General features: G+C 41.9%; 19 protein-coding genes and 1 tRNA gene. 12 read left to right on the top strand and 8 right to left on the bottom strand.

Annotated elements, in window-relative coordinates:
- Positions 1-61: 61 nt before the first annotated feature.
- Complete coding sequence (gene epd / locus FNC98_RS10985) at positions 62-1078, bottom strand: erythrose-4-phosphate dehydrogenase (protein WP_143581283.1); 1017 nt, start codon at positions 1076-1078, stop codon at positions 62-64.
- A 396-nt stretch (positions 1079-1474) separates the two neighbouring features.
- Between epd and FNC98_RS10980 the strand changes: the two genes are divergently transcribed.
- Together FNC98_RS10980 and FNC98_RS10975 are read left to right on the top strand one after the other, a co-directional pair.
- Positions 1475-2395: a 2-hydroxyacid dehydrogenase gene (locus FNC98_RS10980; protein ID WP_143581282.1), complete on the top strand. Its 921-nt coding sequence runs from the start codon at positions 1475-1477 to the stop codon at positions 2393-2395.
- 883 nt (positions 2396-3278) lie between these two features.
- A complete protein-coding gene (locus tag FNC98_RS10975) occupies positions 3279-4172 on the top strand; it encodes a hypothetical protein (protein WP_143581281.1) in 894 nt (297 codons plus the stop codon).
- 317 nt (positions 4173-4489) lie between these two features.
- Here FNC98_RS10975 and FNC98_RS10970 read toward each other — a convergent pair whose 3' ends face one another.
- Complete coding sequence (locus FNC98_RS10970; RefSeq protein ID WP_143581280.1) at positions 4490-4678, bottom strand: hypothetical protein; 189 nt, start codon at positions 4676-4678, stop codon at positions 4490-4492.
- 363 nt (positions 4679-5041) lie between these two features.
- Here FNC98_RS10970 and FNC98_RS10965 point away from each other — a divergent pair, with 363 nt between their 5' ends.
- Both FNC98_RS10965 and FNC98_RS10960 read left to right on the top strand, forming a co-directional pair.
- Positions 5042-5578 (top strand): hypothetical protein, encoded by a 537-nt coding sequence (locus FNC98_RS10965; protein WP_143581279.1) that lies wholly within the window; start codon positions 5042-5044, stop codon positions 5576-5578.
- A 1-nt stretch (position 5579) separates the two neighbouring features.
- Positions 5580-6008: a hypothetical protein gene (locus FNC98_RS10960; RefSeq protein WP_143581278.1), complete on the top strand. Its 429-nt coding sequence runs from the start codon at positions 5580-5582 to the stop codon at positions 6006-6008.
- Here the strand turns inward: FNC98_RS10960 and FNC98_RS10955 are convergent.
- The 5 genes from FNC98_RS10955 to FNC98_RS10935 form a co-directional block, all read right to left on the bottom strand.
- Positions 5982-6560 (bottom strand): inovirus-type Gp2 protein, encoded by a 579-nt coding sequence (locus tag FNC98_RS10955; protein WP_143581277.1) that lies wholly within the window; start codon positions 6558-6560, stop codon positions 5982-5984. The genes FNC98_RS10960 and FNC98_RS10955 overlap by 27 nt on opposite strands.
- A gap of 600 nt (positions 6561-7160) precedes the next feature.
- Positions 7161-7427 carry a helix-turn-helix transcriptional regulator gene (locus FNC98_RS10950; protein WP_143581276.1) on the bottom strand — a complete coding sequence of 89 codons (267 nt, stop codon included), beginning with the start codon at positions 7425-7427 and terminating at the stop codon, positions 7161-7163.
- An 80-nt stretch (positions 7428-7507) separates the two neighbouring features.
- Positions 7508-8203 (bottom strand): hypothetical protein, encoded by a 696-nt coding sequence (locus tag FNC98_RS10945; RefSeq protein WP_143581275.1) that lies wholly within the window; start codon positions 8201-8203, stop codon positions 7508-7510.
- A complete protein-coding gene (locus FNC98_RS10940) occupies positions 8196-9413 on the bottom strand; it encodes an integrase domain-containing protein (protein WP_143581274.1) in 1218 nt (405 codons plus the stop codon). Before FNC98_RS10940 ends, FNC98_RS10945 begins: the two co-directional genes overlap by 8 nt.
- Before the next feature lie 164 nt (positions 9414-9577).
- Positions 9578-9652 (bottom strand) — tRNA-Arg (locus tag FNC98_RS10935).
- Positions 9653-10176: 524 nt separating this feature from the next.
- On the opposite strand from FNC98_RS10935, the gene FNC98_RS10930 reads away from it, so the two are divergent.
- The 4 genes from FNC98_RS10930 (at position 10177) to FNC98_RS10915 (ending at position 14361) form a co-directional block, all read left to right on the top strand.
- Complete coding sequence (locus FNC98_RS10930) at positions 10177-10839, top strand: flagellar hook assembly protein FlgD (protein WP_143581273.1); 663 nt, start codon at positions 10177-10179, stop codon at positions 10837-10839.
- 154 nt (positions 10840-10993) lie between these two features.
- On the top strand, positions 10994-12115 hold the full coding sequence (locus tag FNC98_RS10925) for a sensor histidine kinase (protein WP_143581272.1): 1122 nt from the start codon (positions 10994-10996) through the stop codon (positions 12113-12115).
- Positions 12116-12128: 13 nt separating this feature from the next.
- Complete coding sequence (locus FNC98_RS10920) at positions 12129-13469, top strand: sigma-54-dependent transcriptional regulator (protein WP_143581271.1); 1341 nt, start codon at positions 12129-12131, stop codon at positions 13467-13469.
- 124 nt (positions 13470-13593) lie between these two features.
- The gene (locus tag FNC98_RS10915) at positions 13594-14361 is read left to right on the top strand and encodes a VacJ family lipoprotein (RefSeq protein WP_143581270.1); all 768 of its coding nucleotides are present in this window, start codon (positions 13594-13596) and stop codon (positions 14359-14361) included.
- Positions 14362-14410: 49 nt separating this feature from the next.
- Here the strand turns inward: FNC98_RS10915 and FNC98_RS10910 are convergent, their stop codons facing one another.
- The gene (locus FNC98_RS10910; protein ID WP_143581269.1) at positions 14411-14725 is read right to left on the bottom strand and encodes a DUF6170 family protein; all 315 of its coding nucleotides are present in this window, start codon (positions 14723-14725) and stop codon (positions 14411-14413) included.
- 317 nt (positions 14726-15042) lie between these two features.
- Here FNC98_RS10910 and ribE point away from each other — a divergent pair, with 317 nt between their 5' ends.
- From ribE to FNC98_RS10890, 4 genes are read left to right on the top strand one after another with little or no spacing between them, the layout of a single operon-like run.
- Positions 15043-15507, top strand: coding sequence for a 6,7-dimethyl-8-ribityllumazine synthase (ribE, locus tag FNC98_RS10905; protein ID WP_143581268.1), 465 nt, complete (start codon positions 15043-15045; stop codon positions 15505-15507).
- Between the two features lie 11 nt (positions 15508-15518).
- Positions 15519-15926 (top strand): transcription antitermination factor NusB, encoded by a 408-nt coding sequence (gene nusB / locus FNC98_RS10900; protein WP_143581267.1) that lies wholly within the window; start codon positions 15519-15521, stop codon positions 15924-15926.
- A gap of 15 nt (positions 15927-15941) precedes the next feature.
- Positions 15942-16901, top strand: coding sequence for a thiamine-phosphate kinase (thiL, locus tag FNC98_RS10895; protein WP_143581266.1), 960 nt, complete (start codon positions 15942-15944; stop codon positions 16899-16901).
- 2 nt (positions 16902-16903) lie between these two features.
- Positions 16904-17383: a phosphatidylglycerophosphatase A gene (locus FNC98_RS10890; protein WP_143581265.1), complete on the top strand. Its 480-nt coding sequence runs from the start codon at positions 16904-16906 to the stop codon at positions 17381-17383.
- Positions 17384-17505: the final 122 nt, after the last annotated feature.

Genomic DNA, 17505 nt, shown 5'->3' with positions numbered 1-17505 from the left:
TTTTCTCCATTAAGCTACAAATTTTGAAAGTACCGCTGACCAATCAAAAGATTTCACAGGATTAATCGGCAGTGTTGAATATCGCGAATGTGGTATCCAGCATTCGATTCGCAAACCCCCATTCGTTGTCACACCAAACCAGTAATTTAACCAATCGATTGTGACTTACACGGGTTTGATTGCCGTCGATGATGCAGGAATGAGGGTCATGATTGAAGTCCGATGACACCAAGGGTTCCGTGGTAAAACTCAGGATACCCTGCAATTTTCCGTGCTGAGCTTCTGACAATGCCTTATTTACCTTTTCGATATCTACATCTGTGGTTAAGGTCACGCTCAAATCCATGGCGGTAACATTAACCGTGGGTACACGCACTGCGATGGCTTCGAATCGGCCAGCAAATTTTGGCAAGATTCTTTCAATTCCTGCGGCCAACTTAGTATTGACGGGAATTATCGACTGGCTGGCGGCACGGGCAAGGCGCAAATCATCGTGGTAAGCATCGATAACCTGTTGGTCGTGCATCGATGAGTGGATGGTTGTTATGGTTCCTTTTTGAACGCCGAAGATATCGTCAAGCACCTGAATAACCGGAATAATACAGTTAGTGGTACAAGAGCCATTAGAGATAATCTGATCTTCACCAGTCAGGGTATCGTGGTTAATCCCATAGATAATGGTTTTATCGACATCATTATATGCAGGTTGGGAATAAAGAACCTTTTTGGCGCCCTGTTCAATGTGTTTTAGCGCTTCATGTTTGCCCTGATAAATACCCGTACAATCAAGCACAATGTCGACGTCTAGTTCACCCCATGGCAAGGATGAAATATCGGGTTGATGGATTAGGGCAATTGCGTCAGAGCCAACATTGAGGTATCCATGGGAAAGAGACACGTCATAGCCGAAGCGTCCGTGATTGGTATCGTATTTTAGTAGGTGGGCAATGCCTTCCGGTTTTGCCAGCTCGTTAATGGCGACAATGCGAAATTGGCCATTACGGCCCGATTCATATAAAGCCCGTAATATTGAACGTCCGATACGGCCGAAGCCATTGATAGCAATTTTTATTGTCATAATTTAAAGGCCTTGAAAAGACCTTTCGAGTTAAGAATGAAAACTTTATCTATTGGTGCTGCGATAGCATCCATGCAAATATTGATGAACTATAGACGAGCAAAATAATAATGCCTATTATCGCAACCAACTCTGACATTTAGATTTTAAATTCAGAGCCATTTGAAAAACCGGGGTATTTTCCCTTACCTTGGGGTCTGGTGCAATGAAATAATGTAGATTTTTTTCATCTATCCCTGACAGTTCTCGATATAGAGTCTCTGGTTAGTCCAGATTCTTTACGGGTTGGCTCAGGCTATTTAAGGGATATCAGTAAGTTAACTGGTTTTGTAGTTAATTTTGAAAGTTTTCGTTTTTTATGTGTAAGTAAAGGTGTTCGACCCGAGAGGAGGGTAAGTGGCTATAGCATTAATTATTCAGGGGCGAGATGTTGAAGCGCTCCGGTTGGGGTTGAGTCAGTGCTTGCCAGCAACAGACATAAGGATTTGGCCTGAACTTGGCGAACTTCAGGATATTGAATTTGTTGTCGCCTGGAAGTGTCCGGAAAACTTACTTTCGAAGTTACCAAACCTCAAGGCTGTTTGCTCTTTAGGGGCAGGTGTGGATGGATTGTTGGGGCTATCCGACTTACCGGATGTACCATTATGTCGAATTGTTGAAGATGATTTAGCCAGGCAGATGAGTGACTATGTCCTGGCACAGATTCTTAACTATCAATACCAATTTAATACTTACCAACAACAGCAATTTAATTGCTACTGGCAGGAGCAGGAAAGTGTAGCTGTTGAGCGGGTTTTGATTCTTGGGGTAGGCGAATTAGGGCACCGCGTGGCTAGGGATCTGTTAGCTCACGGCTATCAGGTAGAAGGCTGGAGTAGAACGCCCAAATCTAACAGGGACTATCCATGCTTTGCTGGTGAGAATGCTATGCTGCAATGCGTTACTCGTGCTGATTGTGTTGTCAGTTTGTTGCCGGCAACAAAAGCAACCAATGATTTGTTTGCTGCCGAGTTTTTCGCGGCAATGAAAAAACATGCGGTTTTTATCAATGTCGGGCGTGGAAATACGGTGGTAGAGAAAGATTTAATAACAGCGCTTGAAGCTGGGATAATTGGCGGTGCGTGTCTTGATGTATTTAAAACCGAACCGCTACCTCATGACCATCCATTTTGGCGAACTGATAAGCTGATTGTCACTCCTCATATTGCCGCGGTTACTAAGCAGGAAAATATCGTTGAGCAAATTGTCTGTCATTATGAAAATATCGCTAAAAACCAACCGCTTAAGTTTGTTGTCGATAAAGAAAAGGGCTACTAATATCGATGAAAATTTAATTGTTAAAAAGTGTAACTAGTAGAAAAAATTATTTTTGCAAACTTTTTTTGCAGTTTTATGACAATTGGCCTTGTATCCCATAGTTAAAAGCGATAAATTGAACGGGCTAATAAATAATTTATCGACTTTTGAAGGCAACAGATTATGAACAAATCGTCTTTAAGGGAAGTCAAGCTGAGTACTGTGTTTATCGCAGTATTGGTACTAGGGGTTTCTGCAATGTTTACCTCTTCGAATGCCTCTCAGAATACGGAAGTTAACCTTGTAACAGAACAACAATAAGAAATTTTAGTTAATTTCTCTGAACCTCGCTTTGCGAGGTTTTTTTTATACAGGGATGTATTTATCCTCCCGTACCATGGATGGTAGCAAGGGAGGGTTTGCACGAAGGCATCAACAATAAAGGGTTTGCACTTATACACTCCTGCTCTGTGGATAATAGCAAGGAAGGGGATGCACATGGTTTTACGTAAACCAAAAATCCACCAAAGCCTGGCTCGTACAGAGAAATAGTTAAATTAATTCGCTCTTAACATCAGAACGATAGAAACTTGATACCGGATGGCGTCCCCTACAGGAATCGTATTTATTCTTTAACTATTTGATTTGATTTGTTTTTGTGTGGGCGTGGGGTTGGTTGGTGTATCTAAAGGTGTACCTAACTGCGTTTAATGGGGTCGCAAATCAGTGTTAGGTTTTCTTTTTTATAGCGTCTAGATAACTCTTTTATAGCGTGCGGAAACACCCTTTTTAGTGGGGAATAATACCCTACTATGATTTTCAAATAATTAAAAGCGGATTGAATTGGCTTTCTACCTTCCTTAATATAGATTCGCATTTAACCAAAATTATCAAAGGAATATTAATGAATAAAGCATGGAAGAAATTCGTCCCCTCATTAAGTTGTCTGTTAACCCTGTTCGCCTGTGGTTCGGGCGGTGAGGCTAAAAAAGAATCTCCTGTTGTTGAACCTCCCGTTACCTCAACTCCTGAACCGGAAACAGTGCCAATTTATGGCTATTACCAGCTGGAAACTGAAAATCCGTCTCAGAATCGCTATTTGCTTTTGTCTGAGACTGAATCATATATCTGGGATGTTGCTAAGCAAGAGCCTTCACCAAGTGAATTGATGTGTAAAACTGGAGAAACTTTAGAGCACTTTTCTGAACAAACAACTAGGCAAACTTTGAATTTCAATTGTGTTGGAGAAAACTTCTCTTTATTAGATTTAGTAATAGAACTGGAGAATTCCAAAGTTACTTTTGAATTAAATCAGTCAGTAGTAGTCGATGGCATTACGTATCAAAAGCTGGCGGTTGAGAAAGACTTGTCAGAATTAACAGGGTTCGCTGAAGAATCTTTGTTTGATGCGCCGTCTGGTTATTATCTTAATGAAGTCAGGGATGATATTAATACGTCGAGGTATATGTATGCCAAACCTAGCAACCTTTTATTCGAAGTAAGTATTTATACACGCAACTGGGAAGATGATGGGGCATGTGTAGGTAGTGAACAATATGTATTGGAGGATTTTTCAGTAGTTGAGGATGGCGGGTATAAGCAAAAGGCTTTAATACCTTTCTCACTAACAACTAAAAGACTTGATCAAAGCGGACTCTGCGATGGAAAAACTTTGCCATTGCCATCGACACAAGAGCCAATTAATTTCACTTCATTTAGCCTAAATGACGATAGTTACGTAATTATCGCGGAACAACAAGATTTTATTACGATAGGTAAGGTCTCGCTTACTGAGTAAGGTCTCTAGTGGCCTATTGAGTCGCTTTACGCAACCCATGTAGGCCACTATACCCATTTCTTTGAAGCATTCGAAATAAACTCTTTCTAGTCCATTTATTGCCTGTACTGGAATAAACCCTGCTTTCATTCAATAAATCAATCATGAATTGATACGATTTAGGATGCCAGTATCCCAACATCGCTTCAATAATCATATTGATAACTTTCTTGTTATGTGCCGCTTGTTCAATTCGTCTCAAAATCAACCCCTTATGCCATTTAAAGCTATTATCTCAACTTTTCAGTAAGAAGGGGAGCGCTAAGCAATTAAACCGCTTAAATTGAATTTAGAAGCTGTCTGTTGTTTTCTGCTGTGATCGGATGGTGTATCCAATGTTCATCAAACAGGTGGTTATTGAACAATAAGCTATCAATCTCTTCTAGTGCCCTTAAATCTGACAATGAAAGTTGACTGGTTAGTTGTTTGGCTAATAGCTGGATGTAGTCCTTTTCTATGATTAACATTCCTTGTTACTTTATGGTTATCTAATCAAAATGATTGGAATTAGCAAAAATATCCATTAATTTAACTTGAAATAATTTTGACTATATAACAAGGAAGTTGAATATGTTCTCCACAATATTGTCTTTTTTTAAAAGCACAAATAATCCTAAAAACAGCAAATCACCAAAAAATGCTCAACGCTCGGGCACTAAAAAGCTCAAGGGTTTGTCTTCTTCCGAATTACTGAAGGAAGCTGCTCAATTAAAAAAGAAAAAAAGATAGAAGAAGCTATCGAAGTACTTGAGGTTGCGCTGGATTCATCAACAGAAGATTCTGAATTACTTTTCATTAAGGACTATTTGCGCCTGCCGATGTATCTACAGTTGGCAGGGCGTTCTGATGAGGGTTGGGTAAAGTTAAACAATTTAGAATTTGAATTTAGCGACGTTTTTTCGCAAGTGGATATAGCAAATCAACAAAGAGTTTTCTTACAAAAAGAAAAGAACTTTCGGAAAGCGTTGGTTTTTTCACTTTGGACAATTTGTAAAGAAGTCCAACGCGATCTTGATAATTGTGGGCATTCCAATGATATGGCCGACTTTTTAAGTGATGAAGGGATTGATTTTGGCAATTCTAATGTCCCAGTGTCGACCACGAGAAATGGAACTGAAAATTTTGATTCTGCTTACAATATATTTCAAGAAAGAATATTAGAAAGAAGCACAGTAACAGGTTTGGAAAAACTGCTGTTAAGAGATGTAAAAAAAGCCAAGATCGAACACGCTCTAACCGTTATATCAACTAACTTATGTCATTACATTAGGTCTAGCCAACAATATAAACTTAACGAAGTTAGAGATCTTTTAGAACAATCGATTAATGAAAGTTCAATTAGCAACCCAGTAAGTGAAACCGTATAGCATGAACGATTTGGATAGGCTGGCACTAGAGTTTTTTAAACTATTTTCAAGTTACGAAGCTTGGATGAAAGAAAATGGATATGTTTCCGAGGGAAGATGGCAAACAATTCGACTGGATTGGCAACGAACTATTGATGAAAAGCTCTGTCATATCTTTGCTATAGCTGAAGCAGAAATAGGTGAGTCGATAGCAATATTGATCCACCGCTCTCCGAAAAAGCAAGTTATTGTAAATAGAGTAATCAAATGGGAAGAAGTTACTTACGAATCAATCGATGCTAGAAATTTATTTGACTCTATAAGAAGAGTACGAAATAACTTATTTCATGGTGGGAAATACGCTGGGGAATGGAGGCGCCCTGATAGGGTTCGAGAGTTGCTGGCAAGCAGTGTTGAGGTTCTTTCATACTTTCAGCGAGGTCTGAGGTAACAGCTTGCTAGTACCATAGTTCTTAGTTTGTTTTGCTTTGTACCCTTTGCCTCTCGCTTTAGCTAAGTAAGATAAGCGCCATATTGCGGCCTGAATCGATTCATAATCGCCTCTTTTGATATTGTAATAGCAGTTGTCGGGAATAAACGCTGACGTGTCTATTTGGCTTGCTATAGCAAGTATTTTCTTGATTAGTTCTTGAGGGTAATTGATTTTGTGACCATTTAGGAAAAGGGCGAAATGATAATGCTGATTTTTGGCTGTTTCTAACTCTCTAGCCCAAGCATAGCCAACACGTTTCAATTCATATTTTCTCTTCAACCACTTTTTCAATCTTCGCAAAAAGACTTCAATTATTTTATTGTCATCGGTGTATTTGTATAACCGGAGATCAAATCTCAATACGTGGACTTTGCTATGGTGCGTCAGCATTACATCAAGCTGGTAAATCATCGAAACCAGCATAGGCTTGAATAGGCCAGACTTTTGGGAGTTAACCCACCAGGTCTTTCCATTGATTGTTAATGCTTTGTCTTTGGTTATGTATGTCATAGAAAGCGAGAGGATATTAATAAATACCTAGCCGAGAGTGAATAACCGCTAACCTTCCATAACCGACGCTACATCGACTCTTTAATGATGAACACTGTAGATTCTAGGGTCATAAACCTAAATATAGAGTCCAGTAAAAGTCAGGTGCTGATAAATGTCACTTTCAGGGTTCGTGGTTACTAACCTTGCTGGCGTATACAAGTCGCCAATAAAAGTTATAATGAAATGACTAGGGGCGGGTCGCCAAACTTCACCCCTAGTGCTTACAGGTTAGCCGCTAAGACTTATTTCTTGGCGGCTTTCTTTTTCCAATATTCGGCTCTGTGCTTAAACGACATGAAGCAGACGTCAACCAAATACTTAGGGGTTTCACCAGAAAAGGGACACCTAACTTGCCTATGTTCAACAATAAAGTTAATACCTTTTTTCTTTAAGTGAGAGATGATTGAGTGAAGGTTCCCTATGCCAATGTAGCGAGCATTTCGTGTATTAAACTTGTATCCATCGACTAGAACCCTCTCAACATACTCTGTTTGTTTTTCAAAGGACTTGGGAGTCGGTAGGCCTAACTCCGCACACTTGTCGGCGAAAATCATTGTCTTAAGCATCGTGATATCCTCCAAGCTTTGTACGGCTAGCTTCTTGCTTACGTATAAGTGAGCGAATTTCTTCATTGCTAAAGCCGTTTGCCATAGCTATTAATACTTCTTGGATTTCATGCTCGATGAAGCCGACCGCACGAAAACCCAAAGATATAGGTTTTGGTATAAGGCCCTCCTTTATTCTGTTGTAAATTGTTGATTTTGAGAGGCCGGTAAGAGCTATGACCTCATTGCGTCGAATGATTTTTGAAAATGTTTTGCTCATTGCTTAATCCTCCTTACTGGTTAGCAATGAGTGTTATTGTCCTCTGATGTTTTGGCATTAACGACCGTACATGCCAAAGTTTATTTGTTTTTTATTTTGGCGTACTTTTTGTCTAGAGTTCTGGGCGCAATTTCTTTACCGAAAGCTTTTGAACAAAATTTTGTGGTCAACTCCCACCTTTTCTGAGCGGTGTATTTGATTTCAGTGTCAGGATTTATTTTGTTTTCCTCAAAGTACCTAAAGCATTCCTGAAGCTCATGCTCTGTTAGCTTGGCGGGCTTCTTGAAGTTTTTTGAAGTATGCGTACCTTTGTTTAAGGTCGGCTCAAGAGTTGATATTAAAAAGTTAGAATAACTTTGTACCAACCTAAGTGCTTGAGTGGTAGCATTTTCATGTTTACCTTGCCTCAACGAATCTCTACAACAATGAATTTCAAATAAACACAATCCCGCCTGCCTCGCACCTATAATATGTTGGTATTTATTACGCAGTTGGAGAGAAAGGGTTATATCGTCTCCTGGGTTTTCTACCCATTCGGTAGGTATATTTTTCTCAGAACAAAATTCAAAAACTTTAGATTTGAATTGATCTAGCCAAGCGTCAGGATCATAAGTCTCATTTATTTCATTTATGGCTTGTTTAGTTTCGCGCGAAGTAGGGTCTAACTTTTTCTGTTCATGTAGGAATATAGACTTGTTTTTATAGCCGCTTCCATATCTATTTCTCGTCACAGTAATATCTTGATCGCTTTTAATTGAAAGCTTTCTTTTATCCATTAGCAGCGCACTCCAGTGAGCAAGAGTTACTTATGTGTGACGACCACCACTTCATCAACTGGCGTCTTCTTTCAATATATTCAGCTCGGTTGTATGCCTTGCGAACTTGATTCTTGTCTTGGTGTGCGAGTGCGGATTCTATTAAATCTGAATCAAATCCTTGTTCATTTAATATGGTGCTGGCGAGAGACCTTAAACCATGGGAGACTAGCCTTCCTTTAAACCCCATACGCTTCAAAGCCATATTCGCAGTTTCTGAATTTGTCGGCTTTCTAGGGTTTCCATGAGAAGGAAATATATGCTCTCTATGGCCGCTGATGGGCTTTAACCTTTCAAGTAGAAATAAGGTTTCATCGGTTAACGGAACAATATGCTCTTTCTTCATTTTCATTCTTTCGGCAGGTATCATCCAAAGCTTCTTGTTAAAATCAATTTCTTCCCACCTTGCGCCAGCAGCTTCACTAGGGCGACTCATGGTATGTAATTGCCACTCTATTAAACATCGAGTAACTATTTTTATGCTGGCGTAGCTAATGGCCTTCATTAGTTCGGGAAGCTCTTTGGGCTTTAAAGTTGGGTGGTGCTTCACCACTGGACTGTCAAATGCGGCTTTTATTCCTGTTAAGGGGTTGGCGTGTAGGTATCCCACATTAACCGCATAGTTCATTACTTCGTTCAGGCGTTGACATAGTCGCCTTGCTAATTCCGCACTAGATTTCGCCTGAACGGGTTTGATCGTTTCTATTGTTTTTGGAGCGGTTATTTTAGTAATTGGGTATTCACCGAGATCTGTAAGTATATGAGTCTCGATGGAGTTCCAGATTCTGGTAGCAGTAATAGGTGATACTTTTTTCTTTTTAACTTCAAACCATTCTTTAGCGACAGCACGCAAAGTGGTTAATAGGGCGTTTCTTTGAGATGCTTTTTCACTATCCCTATGTTCTTTTGGGTCAATATCCTGGGCTAGTAGCTCCTTGGCGGTCTGCCGCTTTTTTCTCGCTTCAGCTAGTGAGAGAGAAGGGTATTTGCCAAAGCTGATATTTGCTCGCTTGCGAGTGTAAGGGCGATAATAGTTGAATACCCAAAGTTTACTCCCTGTTGGTTTAACTCTCAGCAAAAGGCCTTCGCCATCAAATAAACAATATTCTTTTTCTTTGGATTTGGCGCTCTTTATCTCTGAATCTGTCAGGGGGGTTGTGATTTTTGCCATTTAGGTACACTGGTTTGCTTTTGTTGTTTCGGTGTATCTATAAATGTACTATAAAACTTGTCCGGCAAAAAGCGTTCTTGGCTTTTTTTGGAATATGAATATATTGTTTTTATTGGGTTTCGCTTGGTTTTCGGATGTTTGTAAAACCTTACTGAGCGTCAGGATGGCGTCCCCTACAGGAATCGAACCTGTATCTAAGACTTAGGAGGTCCTTGTTTTATCCATTAAACTAAGGGGACTCAACTATTGAATATATCAAAAAAAACAAAGGTGTAAATATATCCAGAGCAGCATGCAATGGTATATGGATTTCAACCCCTTTAGCTTTTATACCTCTCTCGCAATTTAATTCATCGTTTCATCTAATTTAAATCTTCAATGATTGTTCTAAGAATGATTGCTATCGATCCTCAATAAATTAGAGCGGCAAAAACGAGCGGCAGATTATTGCCGCTTGCTAATAGTTTGCTGTTATCTAGAGGTTTGAACCAACATTTTTGTCTTGTTTTGCATTAGTCCGCCAAGCCCGCACTTAGAGTATTTGTTTGATAATTGCTCGGTTTGGCGGTTTAGTGAGCTTTTGGAAGGTGGTTTGTCGCTATTTGGTTGTTTTTGGCACGTAAATTGTATGAAAAGTGCCGGTGGTTTTGATTTTAATCATTGTCAGTGATTGCCGGTCAACATGATGGCTTTTGAGTGGATAACAAGACATTAAATCATAACCGTTTTTAATCAATAACATGACAAGGCAGGATGCCAATAGATGGCGAGAATTGAACCTTCATACATTACATCGTTTACCCAGGTTGTCAGAATCGATGACCTGTTGGCACGTGTATTACCTTCTCCAAGAATAGAAGTAGAAGATGATCCTCTGGATCTAAAATCCGGCGTCGCCCAGATGCTGGCAGACACAGGTGGGCGCTTAAATGAAGTGCGCGGCTTGTCGGGTTCTGTTGCCGGATTAGGCGGGAAGAGATTTTCTTCATCCAATATGGCCTTGCAAGCCAGTGCCCTGATAGGACGATCGTTATTGGTCAAGCAGCACATCGTTGAACTCGAAAACGCCAAAGAAGTACAAGGCCACATCGAATTGCCATCGAAAGGGCGACACGTGTTGGTGTACGTGCAAAGTAAGCAGGGAGAAATTGTAAAGATTATTCCTTTGGGGGATATGCCAAAGGGCAATGCTTTTTTCCGTTGGCAGGGAGACAATCGACATGGGATGCCGGTAGCACCTGGTACCTACCGATTTATCGTTTCCGCGATATTAGGCTCTGGATTAGCATCTTTGCCTGTGAGTACCTTCTTAAAAATAGTCCGTGTTGCAACCGAACCTGAACAACAACAGCTAGAATTAGTACTCGAGAACGGCGCCAGAATTTCTTACTCACCAGGCTTATTGTTACTTGAAGAGAACGTCTAACTAAATCACCTAAAAATATATTTCTTTTGCTGCTGATATATTTACCCTATCATTGTAGGCTCAGTGCTGCGTAAAGCGATTTGAGTTTGCATCTGTTTGCATGAACTTTTATTCTTGAATCGTAAGATAATAATAAAGATAAGCAGGGGTACCTATGTCTGGTGCGAAGCCGGATTTACAGCAAGCCAATGGCCAACTAGATTCAACGAGCGTGAACACGGATAATACAGACCCTCTCGGTTCCGTGGATTTATCCGCGCTTTTGCTTGAATCAAATCAACTAAACCAATTGTTCGATATTATGCCTGCTGGCGTAGTGATCATTGACGGCGATGGTAAAGTGGTTAAGGCCAATAAAGCAGCCCTTGAATTGTTAAATTGTGAATTGGTAGCACGTAGCTGGATAGATGTTATTGCTACCGTATTTCAACCACGGGCAGACGATGGTCACGAAGTCTCGTTAAAAGACGGCCGTCGGGTAAAATTAGATATATCTTCATTTGACTCCCAGTCGGGACAACTTATTCAAATCACTGATCTGACTGAAACACGTGTTCTTCAGGAAAAAATTAGCCAAATGCAGCGACTGTCTTCACTCGGCAGAATGGTTTCCACGCTGGCGCATCAAATCCGCACACCACTATCATCGGCGATGCTGTATTGCGCGAACCTGAAATCGTCGAATATCACTCCAGCAAAACAGTCATTGTTTCAGGAAAAGTTACACGCCCGACTGCAAGAGTTGGAGCAACAGGTCAATGACATGCTTTTATATGCCAAGAGCGGCGGTAAGCAAGTTGTTGAAGTTGTTGAAGTGACCACCATAGTTGATGAAGCGATTGCTGGCGTAGAAGTTCAGCTCGAAGAAGCTGATGCCACCTGTGATATTCACTATGCGCCGCATCATGGAGAGCCATTAAAGATACTCGCCAATAAAAGTGCCCTGGAAGGAGCGCTACAAAACCTGGTTCAAAATGCCTTAGAAGTGATTGATGATGAACCACATATCGATATTCATATCGAAGCCCAGGGAGATTGGATTTTGCTGCGGGTGAAAGATAATGGCGATGGTATTGTTAGTGAAGATAGAGAAAAGATATTTGAGCCATTTTACACCTCAAAAATGCAGGGCACAGGCTTGGGGCTGGCGGTTGTTAAATCCGTAGCCAAGGCTCACCACGGTGATGTAGAGCTTAGCGCTAGTGAGCAGGGCGGTGCCGAATTTTGTCTGAAACTTCCTCAATTTAAGACAGAGCACGAACAAATAGAAAAGTAATTAAGGTAAGGAAATGACACAGAATCTGGTGTTAGTGGTAGAAGATGATCCCGGCCTGAGAGAGGCGGTTGTTGATACCCTAATGTTGTCCGATTATCTCTGCATTGAAGCCGATAGTGGTGAAGCTGCACTGCTTATGCTGAAGCAGCATAAAGTGGATATTGTGGTTACAGATGTTCAGATGGGCGGCATGTCTGGATTAGACTTATTGCGCAGCATAAAATTAAATTATCCCGAACTCCCTGTCCTCATAATGACCGCATATGCCACCATTGATGATGCGGTGCAGGCTATGAAGGATGGCGCCTGCAACTATATGGCCAAACCTTTCGCGCCAGAGGTATTGGTTAATTTGATTAGCCAGTATCTGCCGGTTCACCAACAATCAAAAGATCAACCGGTGGCTGAAGATGATAAAAGTGTAAAACTGTTATCTCTGGCAAGAAAAGTCGCGGCTTCTGACGCTTCGGTTATGGTATTGGGACCCAGTGGCTCAGGTAAAGAAGTACTATCACAATATATTCATAATCAGTCTGGCCGTTCTGAACAGCCTTTCATCGCCATTAATTGTGCCGCGATCCCAGAGAATATGCTTGAAGCTACCTTATTTGGCTATGAAAAAGGTGCCTTCACTGGGGCGGTTAACGCCTGCCCGGGTAAGTTTGAACAGGCGCAAAATGGTACCATTTTGCTTGATGAAATTACCGAGATGGATTTAGCTCTGCAGGCGAAGATTCTTCGGGTAATTCAGGAGCGCCAGGTAGAGCGTCTCGGTAGCAGGAAAACCATTAGCCTCGATGTTCGTGTTATTGCCACCTCAAACCGGGATTTAAAACAAGCGGTGAGTGAAGGGGTTTTTCGCGAGGATTTATATTACCGACTCAATGTTTTTCCTCTGACGTGGCCACCTCTATTCGAGCGCCCCAACGATATCATTCCTTTAACGGAACACCTGTTAGCGAAATATCATCCCCAGGAGCCGGTCGAAATCTCTGATTCGGCTCGACATAAGTTACTCGGGTACAATTGGCCCGGGAATGTCAGGGAACTGGATAATATCGTCCAGCGAGCCTTGATTTTAAATCAGGACAATATCATCAGAGCCGATGATTTGATGATCGAAGATCTGAGTGTCAATGACTCCTTCGAGGCCGGATTAATCGCCAATGATCTGCATCAGGCACCGAAAGCGGATTTAGAATCCGGGCTTAAACAACAGGAATTTCAAATAATCCTTGATGCTCTGGAAACCTGTAATGGTTCTCGCAAAGATGTCGCTGAGCGCTTGGGTGTCAGTGCTCGTACCTTACGTTATAAGCTGGCGAAAATGCGTGAGCATGGTATTGAGTTCTAACTCTTATCGTAATCGTTGACGTTTAATTTTGTAAGTTTTTTGCCGGAACTACTATCTAGCTAATCAAGAAGCGGGTTATAATTCGCCCCTAATAGAGTTTTTGTATGTATTTCAGGCGACTAGGATGAACTTCTCCTCATTACCTTTTTCCAGATTTATTGTCGTTATTGTTGCACTGGGTCTAAGTGCCTGTTCAACGACCAATTCTCAAGACGACGAGTATTCCGATCCTTTGGAGCCGGTCAACCGTGCAATATGGACGTTTAACTGGGATTATGCCGATAAATACGTGCTAAAACCCGCATCTCAGACATATGTCACCTATGTTCCGCAACCGATGCGCACCGGCGTCTACAATGCTGTCCTTAATATTAACGAGCCGTTTAGCGCCGTAAACAGTCTATTGCAGTTAAAAGTTAATCGAGCGGCTCAGACAACCGGTCGTTTTGTTCTCAACTCCACCATAGGCTTATTTGGTTTGTTTGACGTTGCTCAGTATGCAGGCTTAACCAGACAAGAAGAGCAGTTTGGTGAGGTACTCGGATATTACGGGGTTGAAGATGGACCGTTCCTGATGTTACCTCTGTTCGGACCAAGCTCGGTTCGCGATGGCACTGGGGACATCGTCGACAGCCTGTATTGGCCTATGGCGGTAATCGATTTTTGGCCAAACGTCGCTCGTTATATGATTATTGGCCTCGAGACTCGGGCGCAGCTCGAAGAGCAGGAAGTCCTGTTAGAAGATTCAGCGGATCCATATGAGTTTGTAAAACAGGTTTATTTCCAGAATATTACGTTCCGGTTATATGACGGCAACCCGCCTTTGGTTATTGACGAAGAAGAAGAAGCCGAACTGGATGAAGATCTGGAAGACTTGTTAGAAGAGTTTTAGAAATACTGGTGCCCTGCATTCAGTCGGGCCCATCTTTCATCCACTCACGTTATTCGTCTTCCTGCTGGCGTTTGAAATCTCTGATGGCTTTATCAATATACTGGTTTGCAAAGTATAAAGAGAAGGGCCTCAATACGATAAAATATCCCACCATGACAAATACCAAGGGCAAAATAAACATCCACGAATCTACCTTTGCTAGCATCATGAAAGGAGGGATCAGGATGGCAAGCTTGATCAGGTTAAGAACGAATTTTTGAGTCGGTTTAATCTTATTGCCAGCAATCTCGATGATTTGCTGGCGCTCGTGTAAATTAAACTCACTTAACGATTCAATTTGATGACTAGAAAAATAGAATTTCATAAGAACAATTAATCTTTATAGGTTGTCCGACCGACCACTGTGATTGCGTTTAGCTTGCCTTTTAACCAGTTTCGTTCATTTGCAACTGACATCATCATTAAAAAGCCAACATACTCAGTGCTTTGAGCTAGACTTTGGGTTGTTTCAGTATTGAAAAAGAAGGCCATTCTAGCAAATAAACCTGAGCTTTACTAAACGAGACAGCAATTTCATCCTCAATAACAGCTTTATTTCCGGGTATGCAAACAAATCGATACCTAATTGACAAAGCTTTTGCTAAAATTGCCGACAATTTTTTTACAGACAGGTTGATAAAAATGAACGTAATTGAAGGATCTTTTGCAGCGCAGGGTAAAAAATTCGCTATTGTTGTATCTCGCTTTAACAGTTTTATTGTTGAAAGCTTACTAGAAGGTGCTATTGATGCGTTGAAGCGTCAGGGTCAGGTAAATGATGATGACATTACCGTTGTTCGTGTACCTGGTGCTTACGAACTTCCGGTAGCCGCAAAACGTTTAGCGAAAAAAGGCGATTTTGATGCCATTATTGCCATCGGTGCTGTGATTCGTGGTGGTACACCACACTTCGATTTCGTTGCCGGCGAATGTAACAAAGGACTGGCTCAGGTAGCGATGGAATTCGATACTCCTGTAGCGTTTGGCGTTATCACCACAGATTCCATTGAGCAAGCCATCGAACGTGCTGGTACCAAAGCTGGTAATAAAGGCGCGGAAGCAGCCTTGAGCGCTATCGAAATGGTTAACGTTCTTGAACAACTATAGGCGGTACATTAGTGAAACCATCTCCACGACGTAAAGCCAGAGAGATTGCCGTACAGGCAGTATACTCCTGGCAGCTGACCAACAACGATATCAGTGAAATCGAAGCTAACTTTCTTGCCGATAATGCTAAACGTCGCTTAGATACCGACTATTTTTCTGCATTATTGCGCGGTGTAGCTGCGAACGTTTCTGAAATTGATGAAGCGATTCGACCTCATGTGGATCGTCCATTGGAAGATATCGACCATGTTGAAAAAGCCATTTTACGCGTAGCCGTATATGAATTAAGCCAGGGTGACGTGCCTTATAAGGTCGTGATCAATGAAGCGATTGAGCTGGCCAAGGCATTTGCTGCCGATGACAGCCATAAGTTCGTTAATGGTGTTTTAGATAAAGCGGTTAAAACCATCAGAGCATAAGGCAACTCTTATTCCATGAAAGAGTTTGAAGTAATTAAGGAATTCTTTACGGCTCAGCCTGTGAATCGTAAAGATGTAGCCATGGGGATCGGTGACGACTGTGCGCTGATCCAGGCTAACGACAACAAATATATTGCCATCACGACCGATACTCTGGTCAGTGGTGTGCATTTCCCAGACGATACCCCGGCGCGAGCTATTGGCCATAAAGCGGTTGCGGTAAATCTTAGCGATCTAGCCGCCATGGGTGCTGAACCCTGCTGGATCAGTGTCGCGGTTACCTTGCCTAAGGTTGATACCGAATGGTTGGCTGAATTTACGGCGGGTATGTTTGAGTTAACCGAATATTTTAATGTGCAGTTGATTGGTGGTGATACCACCAGTGGACCTCTGAGTATTACCATAACAGCGCAGGGAACCGTTCCTAAAGGTAAAGCATTATGCCGCAGCAGCGCTGCGAATGGCGATTGGGTGTATGTTACCGGGGAAGTGGGTGAGGCCGGATTAGCCTTACAAGCCATTCGAGAGCAGGTCTCGTTGTCGCCTCGGGAGTTTCAACATGCGATGGATGCGCTTAACTATCCCAAGCCGCAAGTGTTAGCCGGACAAATCATACGAGAGTATGCTTCTGCGGCGATTGATATCTCCGATGGTGTATTGGCGGATTTAACCCACCTATGCAAAGCGTCAGGCCTTGGCGTTAACCTGGATGTTAAGGATATTCCTATTGCTCCGGTCTTAGTCGACCGTCTTGGCGATGAGGGTGCTGCTCGCTTGGCGTTGACGGCTGGTGATGACTATCAACTGATCTTTACGGTATCTGATACTAACAGAGTGGCCTTAGAAACTGAGCTTAAGCATGCCAATATTAAGATTTCCTGTATTGGCCAAATGAACACCTCTCAGGAAATTAATATTACTCGCGGCAAAGATCCTTTGTCATTTTCAGAGTCTGGCTTCGAGCATTTCAGTTAATTATGTCCACCCAACCTTTGCCGGCACATCGCCTGTTTAAACTCTCCAATCCCATTCATCTCCTGGCGGTGGGCTTTGGCTCTGGCCTTGCCCCAAAAGCCCCGGGTACCTTTGGTACAGCGGTCGCAGTGCCTTTGTTTTTACTTTGCGCACAGTTACCGCTGAGCTATTTAATCGGTTTGACGATAATTATGGCACTAGCGGGTATTTATATTTGCGATAAAGCTGCAAAAGATGCCGGTGTTCATGACCATGGCGCTATCGTCTGGGATGAGATCGTTGGTTTTTTTATCTGCATGCTAGGTATTAGTGTCAATTGGATGACATTGCTTGTCGGCTTCATTCTGTTTCGTTTTTTCGACATCGTAAAACCCTGGCCTATCAGGCTTATTGATAGGAAAGTCCGTGGTGGCTTTGGTATTATGCTTGATGATGTCATTGCTGGCTTGATGGCGTTATTGATAATGCATTTAATTTTCTAACAGCAAATAATGATTGCAAGGGGCTATATCGGCCCTTTTATTTTTCTTCTCTGAACGCTTTTAATACCCTACCTCATACTATTCACTACGCTACCTGTCCCTAAGTTACTGTGCTTGTTTTT

The organism is Thalassotalea sp. PS06 (assembly GCF_007197775.1).
In the GTDB taxonomy this organism is placed as follows: domain Bacteria; phylum Pseudomonadota; class Gammaproteobacteria; order Enterobacterales; family Alteromonadaceae; genus Thalassotalea_A.
The sequence above is the reverse complement of the archived record's forward strand: the minus strand, read 5'-3'. Positions and strand labels throughout refer to the sequence as shown.